15 protein-coding genes and 3 pseudogenes are annotated in these 17931 nt (G+C 60.8%); 13 read left to right on the top strand and 5 right to left on the bottom strand.

What is annotated here, in order from left to right; all coding sequences use genetic code 11:
- Positions 1 to 113: 113 nt before the first annotated feature.
- The 4 genes and pseudogenes from RHM58_RS04395 (at position 114) to RHM58_RS04380 (ending at position 4503) form a co-directional block, all read left to right on the top strand.
- Positions 114 to 2027: a sigma-54-dependent Fis family transcriptional regulator gene (locus tag RHM58_RS04395; protein ID WP_322269748.1), complete on the top strand. Its 1914-nt coding sequence runs from the start codon at positions 114 to 116 to the stop codon at positions 2025 to 2027.
- A gap of 220 nt (positions 2028 to 2247) precedes the next feature.
- The gene (gene mpl, locus RHM58_RS04390) at positions 2248 to 3597 is read left to right on the top strand and encodes a UDP-N-acetylmuramate:L-alanyl-gamma-D-glutamyl-meso-diaminopimelate ligase (RefSeq protein WP_201198166.1); all 1350 of its coding nucleotides are present in this window, start codon (positions 2248 to 2250) and stop codon (positions 3595 to 3597) included.
- A pseudogene (ubiX, locus tag RHM58_RS04385) lies at positions 3594 to 4225 on the top strand (flavin prenyltransferase UbiX). Before mpl ends, ubiX begins: the two are co-directional and overlap by 4 nt.
- Positions 4218 to 4503 (top strand): annotated as a pseudogene (locus RHM58_RS04380) (YceK/YidQ family lipoprotein). The pseudogenes ubiX and RHM58_RS04380 overlap by 8 nt, the downstream one beginning before the upstream one ends.
- Positions 4504 to 4595: 92 nt before the next feature.
- On the opposite strand, the gene RHM58_RS04375 reads toward RHM58_RS04380, so the two are convergent.
- The 3 genes from RHM58_RS04375 to RHM58_RS04365 all read right to left on the bottom strand — a co-directional run bounded on the left by RHM58_RS04375 (position 4596) and on the right by RHM58_RS04365 (position 7550).
- Entirely contained in the window at positions 4596 to 5237 is a 642-nt protein-coding gene (locus tag RHM58_RS04375) for an oxidoreductase (protein WP_201198163.1), read from the bottom strand.
- Positions 5238 to 5264: 27 nt separating this feature from the next.
- Entirely contained in the window at positions 5265 to 6983 is a 1719-nt protein-coding gene (locus tag RHM58_RS04370; RefSeq protein WP_201255362.1) for a C13 family peptidase, read from the bottom strand.
- Between the two features lie 111 nt (positions 6984 to 7094).
- Entirely contained in the window at positions 7095 to 7550 is a 456-nt protein-coding gene (locus RHM58_RS04365) for a MaoC family dehydratase (protein WP_201198161.1), read from the bottom strand.
- Positions 7551 to 7746: 196 nt separating this feature from the next.
- Between RHM58_RS04365 and RHM58_RS04360 the strand changes: the two genes are divergently transcribed.
- Genes RHM58_RS04360 through RHM58_RS04350 form a run of 3 tightly spaced genes read left to right on the top strand, consistent with a single transcriptional unit; the run spans position 7747 to position 9423 of the window.
- Positions 7747 to 8109, top strand: a complete 363-nt coding sequence (locus tag RHM58_RS04360) for a CidA/LrgA family protein (protein WP_201191898.1) — start codon at positions 7747 to 7749, stop codon at positions 8107 to 8109.
- A complete protein-coding gene (locus RHM58_RS04355; protein ID WP_322269746.1) occupies positions 8106 to 8822 on the top strand; it encodes an LrgB family protein in 717 nt (238 codons plus the stop codon). Before RHM58_RS04360 ends, RHM58_RS04355 begins: the two co-directional genes overlap by 4 nt.
- Before the next feature lie 10 nt (positions 8823 to 8832).
- Positions 8833 to 9423 (top strand): LON peptidase substrate-binding domain-containing protein, encoded by a 591-nt coding sequence (locus tag RHM58_RS04350; protein ID WP_322269745.1) that lies wholly within the window; start codon positions 8833 to 8835, stop codon positions 9421 to 9423.
- Positions 9424 to 9525: 102 nt separating this feature from the next.
- On the opposite strand, the pseudogene RHM58_RS04345 reads toward RHM58_RS04350, so the two are convergent.
- A pseudogene (locus RHM58_RS04345) lies at positions 9526 to 10843 on the bottom strand (bifunctional DedA family/phosphatase PAP2 family protein).
- A gap of 141 nt (positions 10844 to 10984) precedes the next feature.
- Complete coding sequence (locus tag RHM58_RS04340; protein ID WP_322269744.1) at positions 10985 to 11680, bottom strand: DNA-3-methyladenine glycosylase; 696 nt, start codon at positions 11678 to 11680, stop codon at positions 10985 to 10987.
- A gap of 188 nt (positions 11681 to 11868) precedes the next feature.
- On the opposite strand from RHM58_RS04340, the gene RHM58_RS04335 reads away from it, so the two are divergent.
- The 6 genes from RHM58_RS04335 (at position 11869) to rodA (ending at position 17917) form a co-directional block, all read left to right on the top strand.
- On the top strand, positions 11869 to 13140 hold the full coding sequence (locus RHM58_RS04335; RefSeq protein WP_201198157.1) for a glutamate-5-semialdehyde dehydrogenase: 1272 nt from the start codon (positions 11869 to 11871) through the stop codon (positions 13138 to 13140).
- Between the two features lies 1 nt (position 13141).
- The gene (gene nadD / locus RHM58_RS04330) at positions 13142 to 13831 is read left to right on the top strand and encodes a nicotinate-nucleotide adenylyltransferase (RefSeq protein WP_201198156.1); all 690 of its coding nucleotides are present in this window, start codon (positions 13142 to 13144) and stop codon (positions 13829 to 13831) included.
- Between the two features lie 73 nt (positions 13832 to 13904).
- Positions 13905 to 14399: a ribosome silencing factor gene (gene rsfS, locus RHM58_RS04325; protein WP_131063098.1), complete on the top strand. Its 495-nt coding sequence runs from the start codon at positions 13905 to 13907 to the stop codon at positions 14397 to 14399.
- 9 nt (positions 14400 to 14408) lie between these two features.
- On the top strand, positions 14409 to 14876 hold the full coding sequence (rlmH, locus tag RHM58_RS04320; RefSeq protein ID WP_003185785.1) for a 23S rRNA (pseudouridine(1915)-N(3))-methyltransferase RlmH: 468 nt from the start codon (positions 14409 to 14411) through the stop codon (positions 14874 to 14876).
- A 10-nt stretch (positions 14877 to 14886) separates the two neighbouring features.
- Positions 14887 to 16782, top strand: a complete 1896-nt coding sequence (gene mrdA / locus RHM58_RS04315; protein ID WP_322269741.1) for a penicillin-binding protein 2 — start codon at positions 14887 to 14889, stop codon at positions 16780 to 16782.
- Positions 16783 to 16813: 31 nt separating this feature from the next.
- On the top strand, positions 16814 to 17917 hold the full coding sequence (gene rodA / locus RHM58_RS04310) for a rod shape-determining protein RodA (protein WP_201205042.1): 1104 nt from the start codon (positions 16814 to 16816) through the stop codon (positions 17915 to 17917).
- The last annotated feature ends 14 nt before the right edge of the window (positions 17918 to 17931 follow it).

The following is a 17931-nucleotide window of genomic DNA, read 5'->3' as shown; positions in this document are numbered from 1 at the left end:
GTGCTCAGGATTTACGACTGCTGCGCAGCCGAACGGGGCAAGCCCCTCGCCACAGGTGCAGTGTTTGGCAGTTGCTACGCAGAAGCAGCAAACCTTTCGGGGAATAATAAGAAATGCACGACAACCATTTGAGTCGCCATGCCCAGCAAGTCCTGACCGTTACCCAGGGCAAATCGCACCTGTACGGCCCTGGCAGCGATCCGTCGATTGCCCGTTCCTGGCTGCGCTGTCTTGAGGATTATCACCTCGACCCGGCCCTGACGATTGCGCCGACGGTGCTGGAACATGGCCGGGTGCTGGAAAGCCGTGAACGCTTGCAGCAAGTGCTGCAGATTGCCGGCAACGAAATGACCAGTCTGCATCAGCAACTTTCGGGCGCCGGCCACGCGGTGCTGCTGACCGACGCCCGTGGGGTGATCCTCAATTGCGTCACTGCCCCCGCCGAACGGAAGATTTTCGAGCGCGCCGGGCTCTGGCTTGGCGCCGACTGGAGCGAAGCCTGCGAAGGCACCAACGGCATCGGCACCTGCCTGGTGGAGCGTCAGTCCCTGACCATTCACCAGGATGAACACTTCCGCGGTCGCCACACCGGCCTGACCTGCTCGGCAAGCCCGGTGTTCGACCCGCATGGCGAACTGCTGGCAGTGCTCGACGTATCTTCCGCGCGCCATGAAGTCTCGCGCCAGAGCCAGTTCCACACCATGGCGCTGGTCAATCTCTCGGCGAAGATGATCGAGAGCTGTTATTTCCTGCGTTACTTCGACAATCAATGGTTGCTGCGTTTTCACTTGCAAGCTGAGTCCGTCGGGCTGTTCAGTGAAGGGCTGTTGGCGTTCGATGGCGAAGGGCGGATCAGTGCGGTCAACCAGAGTGCGTTGAACTTGCTCGGGCACATACGCGGCGGATTGCTGGGTAAACCGGTGGAAGCGTTTTTCGATTGCTCGCTGGATGAGTTGCTCGGCCGCGCGAGCGTGAATGCCAGCGCCAGTTGGCCGTTGCGCACCCGTGACGGACGCAGTCTGTTTGCCGTGTTGCGCGGTCAGCCGCGCAGTATTCCGGTGCCGGTGGTACAGCGTCCGGTGATTGCCGAGCGTCCGCGCTTGTCCGGTATCTGCCTGGGCGATGCCGCGTTGCAAGAAGATTTCCGCAAGGCCCTGCGGGTGTTCGAACGGGACGTGCCGCTGCTGATCAACGGCGAAACCGGTTCCGGCAAGGAAGCCTTTGCCAAAGCGGTGCACCAGGCCAGCCAGCGGGCCGAAAAATCCTTTGTCGCCCTCAACTGCGCGGCCATCCCCGAAAGCCTGATCGAAAGCGAGCTGTTCGGCTATCGCGGCGGCAGCTTCACCGGTGCACGCAAGGAAGGCATGCGCGGCAAGTTGCAGCAGGCCGATGGCGGCACGTTGTTCCTTGATGAAATCGGCGACATGCCGCTGGCCTTGCAGACCCGGCTATTAAGGGTGCTGGAAGATCGCCAAGTGGTGCCGATTGGCGGTGAACCGGAGTCGGTCAACGTCAGAATTATCAGCGCTACCCACCGGAATTTGCTGGATCGGGTGCAGGACGGCAGCTTCCGCGAGGATTTGTACTACCGGCTCAATAGCCTGGAAGTGGCGTTGCCGGCGTTGCGTGAGCGCAGCGATAAATCCCAGTTGCTGGATTTCTTGCTGGCCGAAGAGGCTGGCGGGGAAACCGTGTTGATTGACCAGCCGGCGCGTCAGGCCTTGCTCGCTTTTGCTTGGCCAGGCAACGTGCGGCAGTTGCGCAATGTACTGCGCACGCTGGCGGCATTGTGTGATGGCGGGCGAGTCGGGCTGGAGGATTTGCCGGCGATGATTCGCCAGGCCCGGCCGGCGGTTGCGTTGGTGGTTGAAGAGTCGTCGGAGCATCCGCTGGAGGATGCCGAGCGGCTGGCGTTGTTCAATGCGTTGGAGCAGACGCGCTGGCATATGACGCATACGGCTGAACAGCTTGGTGTCAGCCGCAATACCCTTTATCGCAAACTGCGTAAGCACGGCATAGCCCGCTAAAGGCTTTTGTGGCGAGGGAGCTTGCTCCCGCTGGGCTGCGCAGCGGCCCCAAAACCTGCAACTGCGGTGTATCAGACACATCGCGAACTCAGGTTTACGACTGCTGCGCAGCCGAGCGGGAGCAAGCTCCCTCGCCACAGAAGTGCATACCGGTCTCAGCTAAAGAGTGCGATTTTTCCTACCCTACGCTAACCTGCGGCCATGTTTTACGAGGTCGACTATGCACATTCATATTCTGGGTATCTGCGGCACTTTCATGGGTTCGATGGCGGTTCTGGCCAAAGAGCTGGGCCATCACGTGACCGGCTCCGATGCCAACGTCTATCCGCCGATGAGTACTCAGCTTGAGGCTCAGGGCATTCAGTTGACCCAAGGCTACGATCCCGCCCAACTCGATCCGGCACCGGATCTGGTGGTGATTGGCAACGCCATGTCTCGTGGCAACCCGGCCGTCGAGTACGTACTGAACAAAGGCCTGCCCTACGTTTCCGGCCCGCAATGGCTGGCGGATCACGTGCTGCAAGGTCGCTGGGTGCTGGCCGTTGCCGGCACTCACGGCAAGACCACCACCAGCAGCATGCTTGCCTGGGTACTGGAGCACGCGGGCATGAGCCCGGGTTTCCTGATCGGGGGCGTGCCGCAGAATTTCTCGGTGTCCGCTCGTTTGGGTGGTACACCGTTCTTTGTGATCGAAGCCGACGAATACGACAGCGCGTTCTTCGATAAGCGCTCCAAGTTCGTTCACTACCGCCCACGCACGGCGATCCTGAACAATCTTGAGTTCGATCACGCGGACATCTTCCCCGATCTGCCAGCCATCGAGCGGCAGTTCCACCATTTGGTGCGGACCATCCCGAGCGAAGGCCTGGTGATCCATCCGACCACCGAGCCGGCGCTGAAGCGCGTGATCGAAATGGGCTGCTGGACCCCGGTGCAAACCACCGGTGCCGGCGGTCAGTGGCAGGTCAAACTGCTGAGCGAAGACGGTTCCAAGTTTGAAGTGATGTTCGAAGGCGTCGCCCAAGGCGTGGTCGAGTGGGACATGACCGGCCAGCACAACGTCGCCAACGCCTTGGCGACCTTGGCGGCGGCCCGCCATGTCGGCGTGGTGCCGTCCATGGGCATTGCGGCGCTGAGTGCGTTCAAAAGCGTGAAGCGCCGGATGGAGAAAGTCGCGGAAGTCCGTGGTATCACCATTTACGATGACTTCGCGCACCACCCGACTGCCATTGCCACCACGCTCGATGGTCTGCGCAAACACATTGGCGATGCGCCGTTGATCGCGATCATCGAGCCGCGCTCCAACTCCATGAAGCTCGGCGCGCACCGTGACGGTTTGCCGGAAAGCGTGGTCGATGCCGATCAGGTGATCTGGTACGCACCGGCGAACCTCGGTTGGGACCTGGCGGGGACGGCGGCACTGTGCACCGTGCCATCGATTGTCAGCGACTCACTCGAAGGCATCATCGAACGTGTGAAAAGCCAGGCCCAGCCCGGCACCCACGTGGTGATCATGAGCAACGGCGGCTTCGGCGGCCTGCATGGCAAACTCGCCGAGGCGCTGCAATGAACAACGGCCCGGAGCGCATTACGCTGGCGATGACCGGTGCTTCCGGCGCCCAGTACGGCTTGCGCCTGCTTGATTGCCTGGTGCGCGAGGACCGGGAGGTGCACTTTCTGATCTCCAAGGCTGCGCAACTGGTGATGGCCACCGAGACTGACGTGACGCTGCCGCCCAAGCCGCAGACCATGCAGGCCTTCCTCACCGAGTACACCGGGGCTGCCGCCGGGCAAATCAAGGTGTACGGCAAGGAAGACTGGATGTCGCCGGTGGCCTCGGGCTCCGGTGCGCCAGCGGCGATGGTGGTGGTGCCGTGCTCGACGGGGACTTTGTCGGCTATCGCGACCGGTGCCTGCAACAACCTGATCGAGCGGGCCGCCGACGTGACCTTGAAGGAGCGCCGCCAATTGATTTTGGTACCGCGTGAGGCGCCGTACTCGAGCATTCATCTGGAGCACATGCTCAAGTTGTCGAACATGGGCGTGACGATTATGCCGGCGTCGCCGGGTTTCTATCATCAGCCACAGACCATCGACGACCTGATCGACTTCGTCGCGCGCGGATTCTCAATCTGTTGAACATTCCTCAGGACATGCTGCCGCGTTGGGGCGAGCATCATTTGAGCAGCGATGAATAAGCTGCTGATGGTGTTGCTGGCGTTGCAACTGACCGGTTGCGCCACCGCTCGTACCCTGAATGCCGCGCAGCCGGGTGCGCCGGTGGTGTATTCGGGGACGCGGCTGGATTTGTATGCGATGAACGGCGGTTGTTGCGCCAAGGATCGTTTCGGTGCCGAAGCCCCGAGTTATCCCAATGTCGACCTGCCGGCCAGCGCGTTGCTCGACACCTTGCTGTTGCCGGTTGTCGGTGTTGACGGTGATTGGGGTTGGGTTCCAGGCGACGGGCGGGTTGTAAAAGCCAAAGCAAAAGATCGCAGCCTTCGACAGCTCCTACATGGGATATGTGTTCACCCTGTAGGAGCTGCCGAAGGCTGCGATCTTTTGATCTTATTTACCTAATTTACGCAGCTCATCCGACTCAACCACCCGCACGCCATCCTGCTCTTCCAGCGCCAGTCGCCACATGGCGCGGGCCAGTTGGCAGGCTTCGATGCCGCGGTATTTGCCGGGAATCAATCGCGACAACGGCCCGGCGAATTGCTCGGCCAGCCGCGGTTCGAGGCGCTCACCCAGCAGTAGGGAAGGGCGGCAAATGGTCAACTGCGGCCAGTCTTGCGCGCGCAAGGCTTGTTCCATTTCGCCTTTGACCCGATTGTAGAAAACCGAGGATTTTGGATCAGCACCCAAGGCGCTGATCACGATCAGGTGTCGGGCGCCCATTTCCCGTGCGCGCTTGGCGAACGCCACCACCATGTCCAGGTCCACCGCGCGAAACGCCTGCTCGGTGCCGGCCTGTTTGATTGTGGTGCCGAGGCAGCAGTAGGCGATGTCGACGCGACCGTTCAGTTGCGGCAGAAACACCGCCGGGTCGCCGACCGGGTTTTCCAGGTGAGGGTGCTCGGCCAGTGGCCGGCGTGACGGTGCCAGGACCCGCGTAATCGTTGGCTCATTGAGCAGGCGATCGAGCAAACGTTCGCCGGTTAGGCCAGTAGCTCCGGCAAGCAAGACATGCTGAGGCGTCAAGTACATAGTGTTTCCCCCTTGATACTATTCAGCTTAGTTGCTCTTGGCGTCCTTGCTGCTGATAGCAGCACTTTGTAATGCTTTTCGCGCTTGTTGTTTGCGCAGCAATTGCCAGTGTGCGAGCACGGTTTTCGGCGCCCAGATCTGCGGTTCAGAGGCTTCGAAATTGTCCGCCAGCTCGCGCTCGGCAACGGTGGCCTTGGCCAGTTTGAAGGCTTGCTCCAGGTCGTCGGTCTGGTTCAGCGCCTGAGCGAACAGCGCGTCGCCGAAGTAGGTGAAGTTGGCTTCTTCCGAGCAACCGAAGGACACCCGGTCAGCCCGCGAGGCCGTCATGATCAGGGTTCGTTCGTCTTTCAACGCCGGAATGAAGCCGCCGGAATAGCAGGATGAAATCACGATGATCTTGTCGCGATTCTTCAGGGGCGCGAGGACCGCAGCCAGTTCGTCGGCCGGCAGGTCGGCCAGCTCCATTCGTGGCTGGTCGAGTACCAGTTCGTGTTCGCTGGTGCCGTGGCTGGTCAGGTAGATGAATATCAGGTCTTCCGGGCCACTGCGTTCGGCCAGGGTCAGGGCAGCGCGGCGCAGGTTTTCCCGGGTGGCCATCGGCCGGTCGGTGAGGTGATCGCGATGATTGACCAGGCGGATCTGGCCGTAGGCGCCGAAGCGGCTGGCGAGCATGTTGGCGACGTAGTCGGATTCGCGCAGGAATACGCTCTGCTTGCCGTCGCCGCCGAGCGTCAGGCTGTACAGCTCAACCGCCGGGGTCGAGGCGGGCACGTTGGCCAGCGCTTCGTCGAGCAAGCGGCCCTGGGCCAGCAAGCCGAGCTCAAGGGTGTCGGGCAACAACTTGCCGTCGGCGTCACGGACGCGTTGGCCGTTGATCCAGGTGCCGCTGATGACGGTACCGTCGGTCAGCACCAGGGTGCCGCGACCTTGATAGCTGTCAGCGTCGAATCCACCGACGTAGAAACTGCCGTCGGCCAGGTTCAAGCGGCCCGGGCCGGTGAAGCGCCAATCGCTGAACTGGCCGATGTAATGGCTGCCGTCGGTGCCGATCAGCTCGCCTTTGCCGTTGAGCACGCCTTCCTTGAACTGACCGATCCAGACATCGCCATCGGCGTTCTCGTAGCGCCCCTTACCGTTGAGCTGGTTGTCTTTGAAGGCACCGACGTAGATATCACCGTCGGCGCTGTTGAAGGTGCCGTTGCCTTCCAGCTGGCCGTCGACAAAATGCCCGCTGAACTGATTGCCGCTGGCATCTCCACGCTGGCCTTCGCCGTTGGGCTTGCCATGGGCGAACTGGCCTTGATACGAGCTGCCGTCCTCGAGTTCGAGACGGCCGAGCCCTGAATACTGATCGGCCTTGAACTCACCGCGGTAAGTCATGCCGTTTTCTTTGAGGGTGCCTTCGCCGTCGCGCCGGCCGAGTTTGAAGCCGCCGCTGTAGCTGCTGCCATTGGTGGTCAGCGTGCCCTGGCCGTCGAAGAGCCCTTGCTGGAACTGCCCGCGATACACCTCGCCGTTGCTGCCGTGCCACTCGCCTTGGCCATGCCATTGGCCCTTGTCGAACTGGCCGGCGTACCAACTGCCGTTCGGGTAGTCGATGCGGCCCTGGCCTTGCAGCAACCCATTGACCAAGTCTCCGCGATAGCGTCCGCCATCCGGCAGTCGGGCGTCAGGGGATAGCAGCGATTCGCCATCGCCGCAAGCGGTGAGCAACAGGGTCAAAGCGAGGGGTGCAAGTGAGCGCATAGCGGGATCCGGGCAGTTAGGCGACCGAGTATGCCGCAGCTATGCGACCTTATATAGCGAGGGAATAAATAGAGTCGCGAAACAGCATGAGCTGCTTCGCATCCAGAGGCTTTACACGAAACAGAGGGACAGCGGTTCGGCGATGTACGCCGGTTTGTCCGAGCCTTCTATTTCCAGTGTTGCGGTGGCCTTGAGCAGCCATTGTCCGGGTTTCTTCTCGGTGACTTCGTTCATGTCGACCTTGAGCCGTACCCGTGAATTGACTTTCACCGGCTGGATGAAGCGCACGCTGTCCAGGCCATAGTTGACCACCATTTTCACGCCTTCCGGCAGGATCAGGATGTCTTCCATCAGTTTGGGCATCAGCGACAGCGACAGGAAACCGTGGGCAATGGTGCTGCCGAATGGGGTTTTCGCGGCTTTGACCGGGTCGACGTGAATGAACTGATAATCCCCTGTGGCTTCGGCGAACAGGTTGATGCGCTCCTGATCGATGGTGAGCCATTCGGAACGTCCAAGTTCCTTGCCGACATAATCTTTGAGCTCTGCAACAGGAACATAGGGCATTGAGACTCTCCTTGGTTTCATCGGTTTTATAGTTTTGAGGTGGGGGGATTTGACCTCCCGGCTTACTACTTTAGATCAACATGACAAATTGCTCCGGTCAACTGACCATGCTTTTGGCGAATGCCGGTCTATAGCGTCGGCGTGCTTATAATGCCCGGCCCCTTTTTGGTGGGGCGAGCGTTGCGGGAGATGCTGGATGTTGTTACGTGGCCTGACCTGGCTGGTGCTGTTCCAATTGCTGGGCACAGCCATCAACCACCTGTTTTTGCCGGTGCTGCCGGGACCTATTATCGGCCTGCTGCTGTTGCTGGTGTTCCTGATTATTCGTGGCGAAGTCGGCGAGCCGCTGAACCTGGCCGCGGGCAGTTTGCTGCGTTACCTGCCGTTGCTGCTGGTGCCGCCGGCGGTGGGCGTGATGGTTTATGCCAAGGACATTGCCGCAGACTTCTGGGCCATCGCCGGCGCACTGGTGTTGTCGTTGGTGCTATCCATGGCCTTCGTCGGGGTGCTGATGCAGCGCCTGATCAAACGCCACGCCCATCGCGGAGACGGCCAATGATCCTCGATTGGCAAGGTGCCCTGGATTCGGTGATTCACCATCCGCTGTTTGGCATCGGCATTACGCTGGGCGCTTATCAACTGGTGCTCGCGGCGTTCGAGAAAACCCGCTGGGTCTTCCTGCAACCGGTGCTGGTCTCGATGGTGCTGGTGATCGGCGTGTTGGTGGGCTGCGGCCTGACCTATGCCGAGTACCGCAAGAGCACCGAGATTCTCAGCATCCTGCTCGGCCCTGCCACGGTTGCGTTGGCGGTGCCGCTGTACTTGAACCTGCGACGGATTCGGCAGTTGTTCTGGCCGATTTTTACTACGCTGGTGATAGGTGGCGTGGTCGCCACGGGCATGGGTGTGTTGCTGGGCTGGTGGTTTGGTGCCGAACATATGATCCTGATGACCATGGCACCGAAATCCGTGACCTCGCCGATTGCGATGCTGGTGGCCGAGCAGATTGGTGGTGTCGCGGCACTGGCAGCGGTGTTCGTGTTGATTACCGGCGTGATCGGTGCGATTTTCGGCCCGAGTCTTTTGACCCGGCTCGGTGTCCATAGCCCTGAGGCTCGCGGCATGGCCCTGGGCATGACCGCCCACGCGGTCGGCACTTCGGTGGCCTTGCAGGAAAGTGAAGAATGCGGTGCCTTCGCGGCGCTGGCGATGAGTCTGATGGGCGTGGCCACGGCGGTGTTCCTGCCGTTGGCGGTGTCGATGGTGGTGTAAGGAAATGTCTATGAGTCTGCCGCTTTTCCCGCTGAACACGGTGCTGTTCCCAGGTTGCATCCTCGATTTGCAGATCTTCGAGGCGCGCTACCTGGACATGATCAGCCGCTGCATGAAACAAGGCGGCGGCTTCGGTGTGGTGTGCATCCTGGACGGCGAAGAAGTCGGTATCGCCCCGGCGGGTTATGCGCTGGTGGGCTGTGAAGCATTGATCACCGACTTCAAACAGCAGGACAACGGCCTGTTGGGGATTCGGGTGCAGGGTGGCCGGCGTTTCAATGTCCTGCACACCGAGATCCAGCGCGATCACCTGACTGTCGCCGACGTCGAGTGGCTGGAAGACGAACCTGAACAACCGTTGCAGGATGAAGACGCTGACCTGGTTGCGCTGCTCAAGGCCTTGGCCGAACACCCGATGGTCGAGGCGCTGAACATGGGCGCTGAAGCAACCGGGCAACAGTCACTGGCCAATCAATTGGCGTATCTGCTGCCGTTTGCGGAAGTGGATAAGATTGACCTGCTGCAACTCGATGACCCGCAGCAACGGCTGGATGCGATTCAGGCGTTGCTGGATGAGTTGCAGGGCGAACTGTTTGCTTGAACCCTAAAAGATCGCAGCCTGCGGCAGCTCCTACACGGGATATGTGTTCACCCTGTAGGAGCTGCCGAAGGCTGCGATCTTTTGATCTTTTGAGGGCTCGCCTTAATACGCATACCGCAACATCGCATGCGGCAAATGCCGTAAAGCAAAGAACGCAAACAACGCCAGCATCGACGGCAACACCAGCCACCAGACTTTAGGTGGCATTGGGTTGAGTGGTGTCTGGCGTTGACTCAGCCACAGGCTCGCCGCACAGACACACGCCGCCAGCATTGCGCCGGCCAGTACATCGGTCGGCCAATGCGCGCCCAGGTACACCCGCGACATAGCAATTGCCAGCGCCGGCATGCAGCCCAGCAACAGCCAGGTCAGGCGCATTCGTGGTGGTTGTCCGCGTCCAGCCAGAACTCCGAGCGCCAGAAACAACGCGAAGGAGCCGGAGGCGTGGCCGCTGGGCATGCTGTAACTGGTCAGTGGATCGGTCAGCACTTCCGGGCGCAGGCGGGCGAAAAAGTGCTTGGTCACAGTGTTGCCAATCGCCGTACACAACAGTGCGCCGCCAACGAAAATCGCCTGACGCCATTGCCGTGTCAGCAACAGCAGGCCGGTCAGCAGGGCGCTGAACACCAGCATATTTCGGAACTCGCCGAGCAGCGTGAAGATGACGGCCACCTCATCCATCATCGGGCTGCGGTGTTCTTGCACCAGAGTCATCAAGCCTTGATCGAGCGCGCTCAGGTGCGGGTAGCCGAAAAACAGCCCGAGCAGAATCACCAGGCCCAGGCTGGCAATGAAGGCGCTGGCGTGGCGATGGCGACGCAGGCTACTGGTGACACTCAAGCCGATCATGACCGCAATGCTGCCGGCGACGATCCCCGCTTCTGGCCAGAAGCCTTCCGGTAATGGCAGGCGAATCGCCGCGCCTGTGGCCCAGCCGGGCAGCAGGTAGGCAACGCTCCATCCCGCAGCGGCCAGCAGGCTCGACGGCGATAAAGCGCGGGAAGGGCATGTCGAACATCCCGGCGACCATCGGCAGCATTGGCCGCAACGGCCCGATGAAGCGCCCGACTAACAAGCTGGCGATGCCATACCGCTGGAAATAAGACTCGGCCCCGGCGATCCATTCCGGGTGATGACGCAAGCCCGGCAGGCGGCGAATGTTCTGGTGGAAATGTCGCCCAAGAAAGTACGAAACCATGTCACCGAACAAACCACCGAGAAAACCCAGCAATAGTGTTTCGCCGAGCGGCAGCGCGCCGCTGCCGGCCAGCACCGCGATGGCAAACAGCAAAACGGTACCGGGCACGATCAGCCCGGCAATCGCCAGGCATTCCACGCAGGCCACTATGAACACCGCGGCGGCCAGCCACTGCGGATTGACCGTCAACCAACCGGTGATGCTATCGAGCCATGGGCCCATACCTACAACTCCACTTTACAAATTGACCCCTGCGTAGGAACTGCCGAAGGCTGCGATCTTTTGATCTTGATTTTCTGCGGTATTGAAAAGATCAAAATCAAAAGATCGCAGCCTTCGGCAGCTCCTACAGGGAGATTGTGTTCACAACAAAAAATAATCGCGACCTTCGACCTGTCCCCGTCGCAGCGGGTTCCGCGTGCAATACGGCGCATAAGCCGCATCAACGAAGCGGTACATCAGATGTTCGTCACGTCCGTGGGGAATGCCCAGGCGAGTGGTTTGAATGATATGGGCGGGGGCCGGGCCGACGTCTTGCACCAGCAGCACTTCATGATCAAAGCGCTTGGCGTCCCAGACCGGCACCTTCAAACCCAGGGACTTGCACAGCAATGTTTGCCCGGCGCAGAGTTTTTGCGAGGGGCGAGGGCGGCCTTGAGCGTCGGGATTGTTCACCAGCATCTGCGCCAGACTCGCTGGCCCGCTCAATTCATCGACCCACGGATAAGCGGATTTGATCAGCACCGCATTGCCCGGCCCTTGGGCGCTGAAGTTCAGCGAATCGCCGCCCCGGGCGTAATACATATAGATGTGGCCGCCATCCAGAAACAAAGCCTTACGCTTTTCTGTGTAGCCAAGGGAGGCGTGACTGCCTTTTTCTTCGCAGTAATACGCTTCAGTCTCGATGTCTCGGGCGCTGAGCCACAGGTCGCCGACACGATGACGGATGACTTTACCGAGTAAATCCCGGGCCAGAGTTTGCGCGTCACGGTCGAAAAACCCGTCCGGGAGCGCCGTAGGCAGGGCTGAAAGGGCGGCGCGAACAGTCAGGTTGGACATGATGAACGGCGTTTATCAGGGCTGATTGAGTCGCGATGATAACAATTTGCAGCTTAATCACGGCTGAACGTCGGCAAATTGCCCTCCATTTCGACCATCCGCCCGTCACCGCTGTTAGTCCAGAGACGCGACAGCTATAATCTGCCGCTTTACTCTTTTCCAAAATCCAGCAAAGACCACTCCCGACCATGACTGAGTCCGTCCTCGACTACATGACCCGCCTGGGTCGCGCTGCCCGTGAAGCGTCGCGCATCATCGGCCGTGCCAGCACTGCGCAGAAAAACCGCGCCTTGCAGGCTGCTGCCAATGCGCTGGATGCTGCACGCGGCGAGCTGACGGCGGCCAATGAGCTGGATTTGGCCGCAGGTCGCGCCAACGGTCTTGAGCCTGCCTTGCTGGAACGCCTGGCGCTGACCCCGGCACGGATCGACGGCATGATCATTGGCCTGCGCCAGGTCGCGGCGCTGCCGGACCCGGTCGGCGCGATCCGCGACATGAGCTTTCGCCCGTCCGGTATCCAGGTCGGCAAGATGCGTGTGCCGCTGGGCGTGATCGGGATCATCTACGAGTCCCGCCCGAACGTGACCATCGATGCCGCCAGCCTGTGCCTGAAGTCCGGCAACGCGACCATCCTGCGTGGCGGTTCCGAAGCGATTCATTCCAACCGTGCCATTGCCGCCTGCATCCAGCGCGGCCTGGCCGAGGCCGATCTGCCAGCCGCCGTGGTGCAAGTGGTCGAAACCACTGACCGTGCAGCCGTTGGCGCACTGATCACCATGCCTGAATACGTTGACGTGATCGTGCCGCGCGGCGGCAAAGGCTTGATCGAACGGGTTAGCCGCGATGCTCGTGTGCCGGTGATCAAACATCTGGACGGCATCTGCCACGTCTACGTCAGTGCCCACGCCGACCTGCCGAAAGCCCAGCGCATCGCCTTCAATGCCAAGACTTACCGCTATGGCATCTGCGGCGCGATGGAAACCTTGCTGGTTGATCAAAGCGTTGCCAAAGATTTCCTGCCGTCGATGGCTGCACAGTTCCGCGAAAAAGGCGTTGAACTGCGCGGTTGCGAACGCACCCGGTCGATCATCGAGGCCGTTGCCGCGACTGAAGACGACTGGAACACCGAGTACCTGGCGCCGATTCTGTCGATCCGCGTGGTCGACGGTTTGGATCAGGCCATCGAGCACATCAACAAGTACGGCTCTCACCACACCGATTCGATCGTCAGTGAAAACCTCGCTGACACCCGGCGTTTCGTGGCTGAAGTCGACTCGTCGTCGGTGATGATCAACACGCCGACCTGCTTCGCCGATGGCTTTGAATACGGATTGGGTGCCGAGATTGGCATTTCTACTGATAAGCTGCACGCCCGCGGCCCGGTGGGCCTCGAAGGTCTGACCTGCGAGAAGTACATCGTGGTCGGCGACGGCCAGTTGCGCGGACAGGAGTCGGTCTGACTTGGGCGATCTCGACCCGTCAGCCCCGGTCACTGCCGGCGAGGCTGAGCCTCGACGCATTGGCGTGCTGGGCGGAACCTTCGACCCGGTGCACATCGGCCATTTGCGCGGTGCACTGGAAGTCGCCGAATCGTTGGGCCTCGATGAACTGCGTCTGACACCCAGTGCCAGACCGCCGCATCGGGACACGCCACAGGTGTCGGCGCAGGACCGTCTGGCGATGGTCGAGTGCGCGGTGGCCGGTGTGGCACCGTTGGTGGTGGACGCCCGTGAATTGCAGCGGGACAAACCGTCCTACACTATCGATACCCTGGAATTGATGCGCGCCGAAATGGCCGCTGAGACCCAGGTTTTTCTACTTTTGGGCTGGGACGCATTTTGCGGCCTGCCCACTTGGCACCGCTGGGAAGAGTTGCTCCAGCATTGCCACATCCTGGTGCTGCAACGCCCGGATGCCGACAGCGAACCGCCGGATGCCTTGCGCAATCTGTTGGCGGCACGCTCGGTGAGCGACCCGCTGGCCCTAAAAGGGCCGAGCGGACAGATTGCATTCGTCTGGCAGACACCGCTCGCGGTATCCGCCACCCAGATCCGTCAACTGCTGGCCAGCGGTAAGTCGGTACGTTTCCTGGTGCCCGACGCGGTCCTGGCCTACATCGATGCGCACGGTCTCTACCGTGCGTCGAACTGAAAAAAGGGCATGTTTCAAGGCACGAAATGACGTGTATTGAAACGCCCGAACATACGAGCAAAACGAGTTTTATATGACGAACAAAGACGTAACTAAAGTAAAGCGCAAAGGCACGTTCAAGAGCGCCCCGCTGCCTGAGCCGGTTCTCACCACCGAGCCCCTGAAGGGTGATGAGCTGGTCAAGGTTGCCGTAGCAGCCCTGGAAGACGTTAAAGGCCAGGACATCCAGGTCATCGACGTTCGTGAAAAGCAGAGCATCACTGACTACATGATCATCGCCACCGGTACCTCCAACCGCCAGATCGGCGCGATGCTGGACAAGGTCCGCGAAGCGGTCAAAGCCCTGGGCGTCAAGCCACTGGGTGAAGAAGGCAAGGGCGACAGCGACTGGGTTCTGCTGGATATGGACGACGTCATCGTGCACATGATGACCGCTTCGGCTCGCCAGTTTTACGACCTGGAGCGTCTGTGGTCCGGCGCCGAACAGAGCCGTGCTCTGAACGCGGCTCACCACAGCCCGGAAAACACCCACGAGCATTTCATCAAGCTCAACAAAGACCAGCAGTAAGGGACCGCTGTGCGACTGCGACTGATCGCCGTCGGTTCACGCATGCCCAAGTGGGTGGAAGAAGGCTGGCATGAATATGCCAAGCGTCTTCCGTCCGAGCTGGCGCTGGAACTGGTGGAAATACCGCTCAACACCCGTGGCAAGAACGCCGACGTGGCGCGCTTCATCCGTCAGGAAGGCGAAGCCATGCTGGCCAAGGTCGGGCCGAACGAGCGGATTGTCACCCTCGAAGTCCACGGCAAGCCCTGGAGTACCGAGCAACTGGCGGTCGAACTCGATCGCTGGCGGCTGGACTCTCGCACGGTGAACTTCATGGTCGGTGGCCCCGAAGGGCTGGCGCCGGAAGTCTGTGCCCGGGCGGATCAGCGCTGGTCGTTGTCGCCGTTGACGTTGCCGCACCCGCTGGTGCGGATTCTGATCGGCGAACAGTTGTATCGTGCCTGGACAGTGCTGTCCGGCCACCCTTACCACAAGTAGCTCTGCCCTCATGCCCCAGCCGATCCGCATCAAGGACCACGAAAAAGACGCCCGTCTGGTGCGTGGCCGCGTCGTGTTCGGGGCAATTGCGGTGGTGGCGCTGATCTGTGTGTTGATCGCGCGGCTGTATTTCCTGCAGGTCATCCAATATGAGTACCACTCGACCCTGTCGGAAAACAACCGCGTCCACGTGCAGCCGATTCCGCCGACTCGCGGGTTGATCTACGACCGTAATGGCGTGGTGGTGGCCGATAACCGGCCCAGCTTCAGCCTGAGCATGACCCGCGAGCGCTCCGGCGACTGGCAGCAAGTGCTCGACGTGATCGTCCAGGTGCTGGAACTGACCCCCGAGGATCGGGTGATCTTCGAGAAGCGCATGAAGCAGGGGCGCCGGCCGTTCGAGCCGGTGCCAATTCTGTTTGAGCTGACCGAAGAGCAGATCGCCCGGATCGCGGTGAACCAGTTCCGGCTGCCGGGTGTGGAAGTGGTCGCGCAGTTGGTGCGGCATTACCCGCAGGGCGCGCACTTTGCGCACTCCGTGGGCTACATGGGGCGGATCAACGAGAAAGAGCTCAAAACTCTGGACCCGGTGGGTTACAGCGGTACTCATCAAATTGGCAAAACCGGCATCGAGCGCTTTTACGAGCCCGAACTGCATGGCCAGGTGGGTTACGAAGAAGTCGAGACCAACGCTCGGGGCCGCGTATTGCGCGTACTCAAGCGTACCGATCCGATTCCCGGCAAGGACATCGTCCTGAGCCTGGACATCAAATTGCAGGAAGCCGCTGAAACGGCGCTCGGTGGTCGCCGTGGTGCCGTGGTGGCGTTGGACCCCAATACCGGCGAAGTCCTGGCCATGGTCAGTCAGCCGAGTTTCGACCCGAACCTGTTCGTGACCGGCATCAGTTTCAAGGCTTACGCCGAGTTGCGCGATTCCATCGACCGGCCGCTGTTCAACCGCGTGCTGCGCGGCCTGTACCCACCGGGCTCGACGATCAAGCCCGCAGTGGCGATTGCCGGTCTGGATTCGGGGGTGGTCACGGCCTCGACCCGGGTCTTCGACCCCGGCTACTACATGCTGCCCAACTACGATCACAAATACCGCAACTGGAACCGTACCGGCGACGGCTACGTGGATCTGGACACGGCGATCATGCGTTCCAACGACACCTACTTCTATGACCTGGCCCACAAGCTCGGCATCGACCGGTTGTCCTCCTACCTGGGTAAGTTCGGCATTGGCCAAAAGGTCTCGCTGGACATGTTCGAAGAGTCCCCGGGGCTGATGCCGTCCCGCGAGTGGAAGCGGGCGACCCGACGCCAGGCCTGGTTCCCGGGCGAAACCCTGATTCTGGGGATCGGCCAGGGCTACATGCAATCCACGCCGCTGCAACTGGCCCAGGCCACGGCGCTGGTCGCCAACAAAGGTATCTGGAACCGTCCGCACCTGGCCAAGACTGTCGAGGGCGAGCGGCCGAAGGATGAGAACCCGATGCCGGACATCGTCCTGCGCGACCCGTCCGACTGGACCAAGGTCAACCACGGCATGCAGCAAGTGATGCACGGTGCTCGCGGTACCGCCCGTAAAGCGGCCATTGGTTCGCAATACCGGATCGCCGGCAAAAGCGGTACGGCCCAGGTGGTCGCAATCAAGCAGGGCGAGAAGTACGACCGCTCCAAGGTTCAGGAGCGTCACCGCGACCACGCCTTGTTCGTCGGTTTTGCGCCGGCAGATAACCCGAAAATCGTGGTGTCGGTGATGGTCGAGAACGGCGAGTCCGGTTCTGGCGTCGCGGCGCCCGTGGTGCGACAAGTGATGGATGCCTGGCTCCTGGACCAGGATGGCCGACTCAAACCGGAATACGCCGGCCCTATCAGCGCGGAGGCTACGGCCCGTGAAGAGTAATTTCGATCGCATCCTCTCCAGCGAGGACGTGATGCGTCGCCGTGCGACGCTGCTGCAACGCATGCACATTGACGGCCCGTTGCTGATCCTGCTGCTGACCCTCGCCGCCGGCAGCCTGTTCGTGCTGTATTCGGCCAGTGGCAAGAGCTGGGACCTGCTGGCCAAGCAAGCCACTTCGTTCGGCATTGGTTTGGTGTCGATGGTCGTGATTGCCCAGTTCGAACCGCGGTTCATGGCCCGTTGGGTGCCGATCGGTTATGTACTGGGCGTGCTGTTGCTGGTGGTGGTGGACGTCATGGGCCACAACGCCATGGGCGCCACGCGCTGGATCAACATTCCCGGGGTGATTCGCTTCCAGCCGTCGGAATTCATGAAGATCCTGATGCCGGCAACTATCGCCTGGTATCTCTCCAAGCGTACTTTGCCGCCACAACTCAAGCATGTGGGCGTCAGTCTGTTTCTGATCGGGTTGCCGTTCATCCTGATCGTGCGTCAGCCAGACCTCGGCACTTCGCTGCTGATCCTTGCTGGCGGCGCATTCGTCCTGTTCATGGGTGGTCTGCGCTGGCGCTGGATTCTCAGCGTGATCGCCGCGGCGGTGCCGGTGGCGGTGGCGATGTGGTTCTTCATCATGCACGACTACCAGAAGCAGCGAATCCTGACCTTCCTCGACCCGGAAAGCGATCCGCTGGGCACTGGCTGGAACATCATTCAGTCCAAGGCCGCCATTGGTTCCGGCGGCGTATTCGGCAAGGGCTGGCTGCTGGGTACTCAGTCGCACCTGGACTTCCTGCCGGAAAGCCACACGGACTTCATTATTGCGGTACTGGGTGAGGAATTCGGCCTGGTGGGCATTTGTGCGCTGTTGCTGATTTACCTGTTGTTGATCGGTCGCGGCCTGGTGATTACCGCCCAGGCCCAGACTTTATTCGGCAAATTGCTGGCCGGTAGCCTGACCATGACGTTTTTTGTTTACGTTTTCGTCAACATCGGTATGGTCAGTGGCCTGTTGCCGGTTGTGGGGGTGCCGTTGCCGTTCATTAGCTACGGAGGAACTTCGCTGGTGACGTTGCTGTCAGCGTTTGGGGTTTTGATGTCGATCCATACCCATCGTAAGTGGATCGCACAGGTTTGAATAAGGTGAAGATT

It is taken from the genome of Pseudomonas sp. 10S4, from assembly GCF_034344865.1.
Taxonomy (GTDB): Bacteria; Pseudomonadota; Gammaproteobacteria; order Pseudomonadales; family Pseudomonadaceae; genus Aquipseudomonas.
This window is presented reverse-complemented; position numbering and strand designations above follow the sequence as displayed.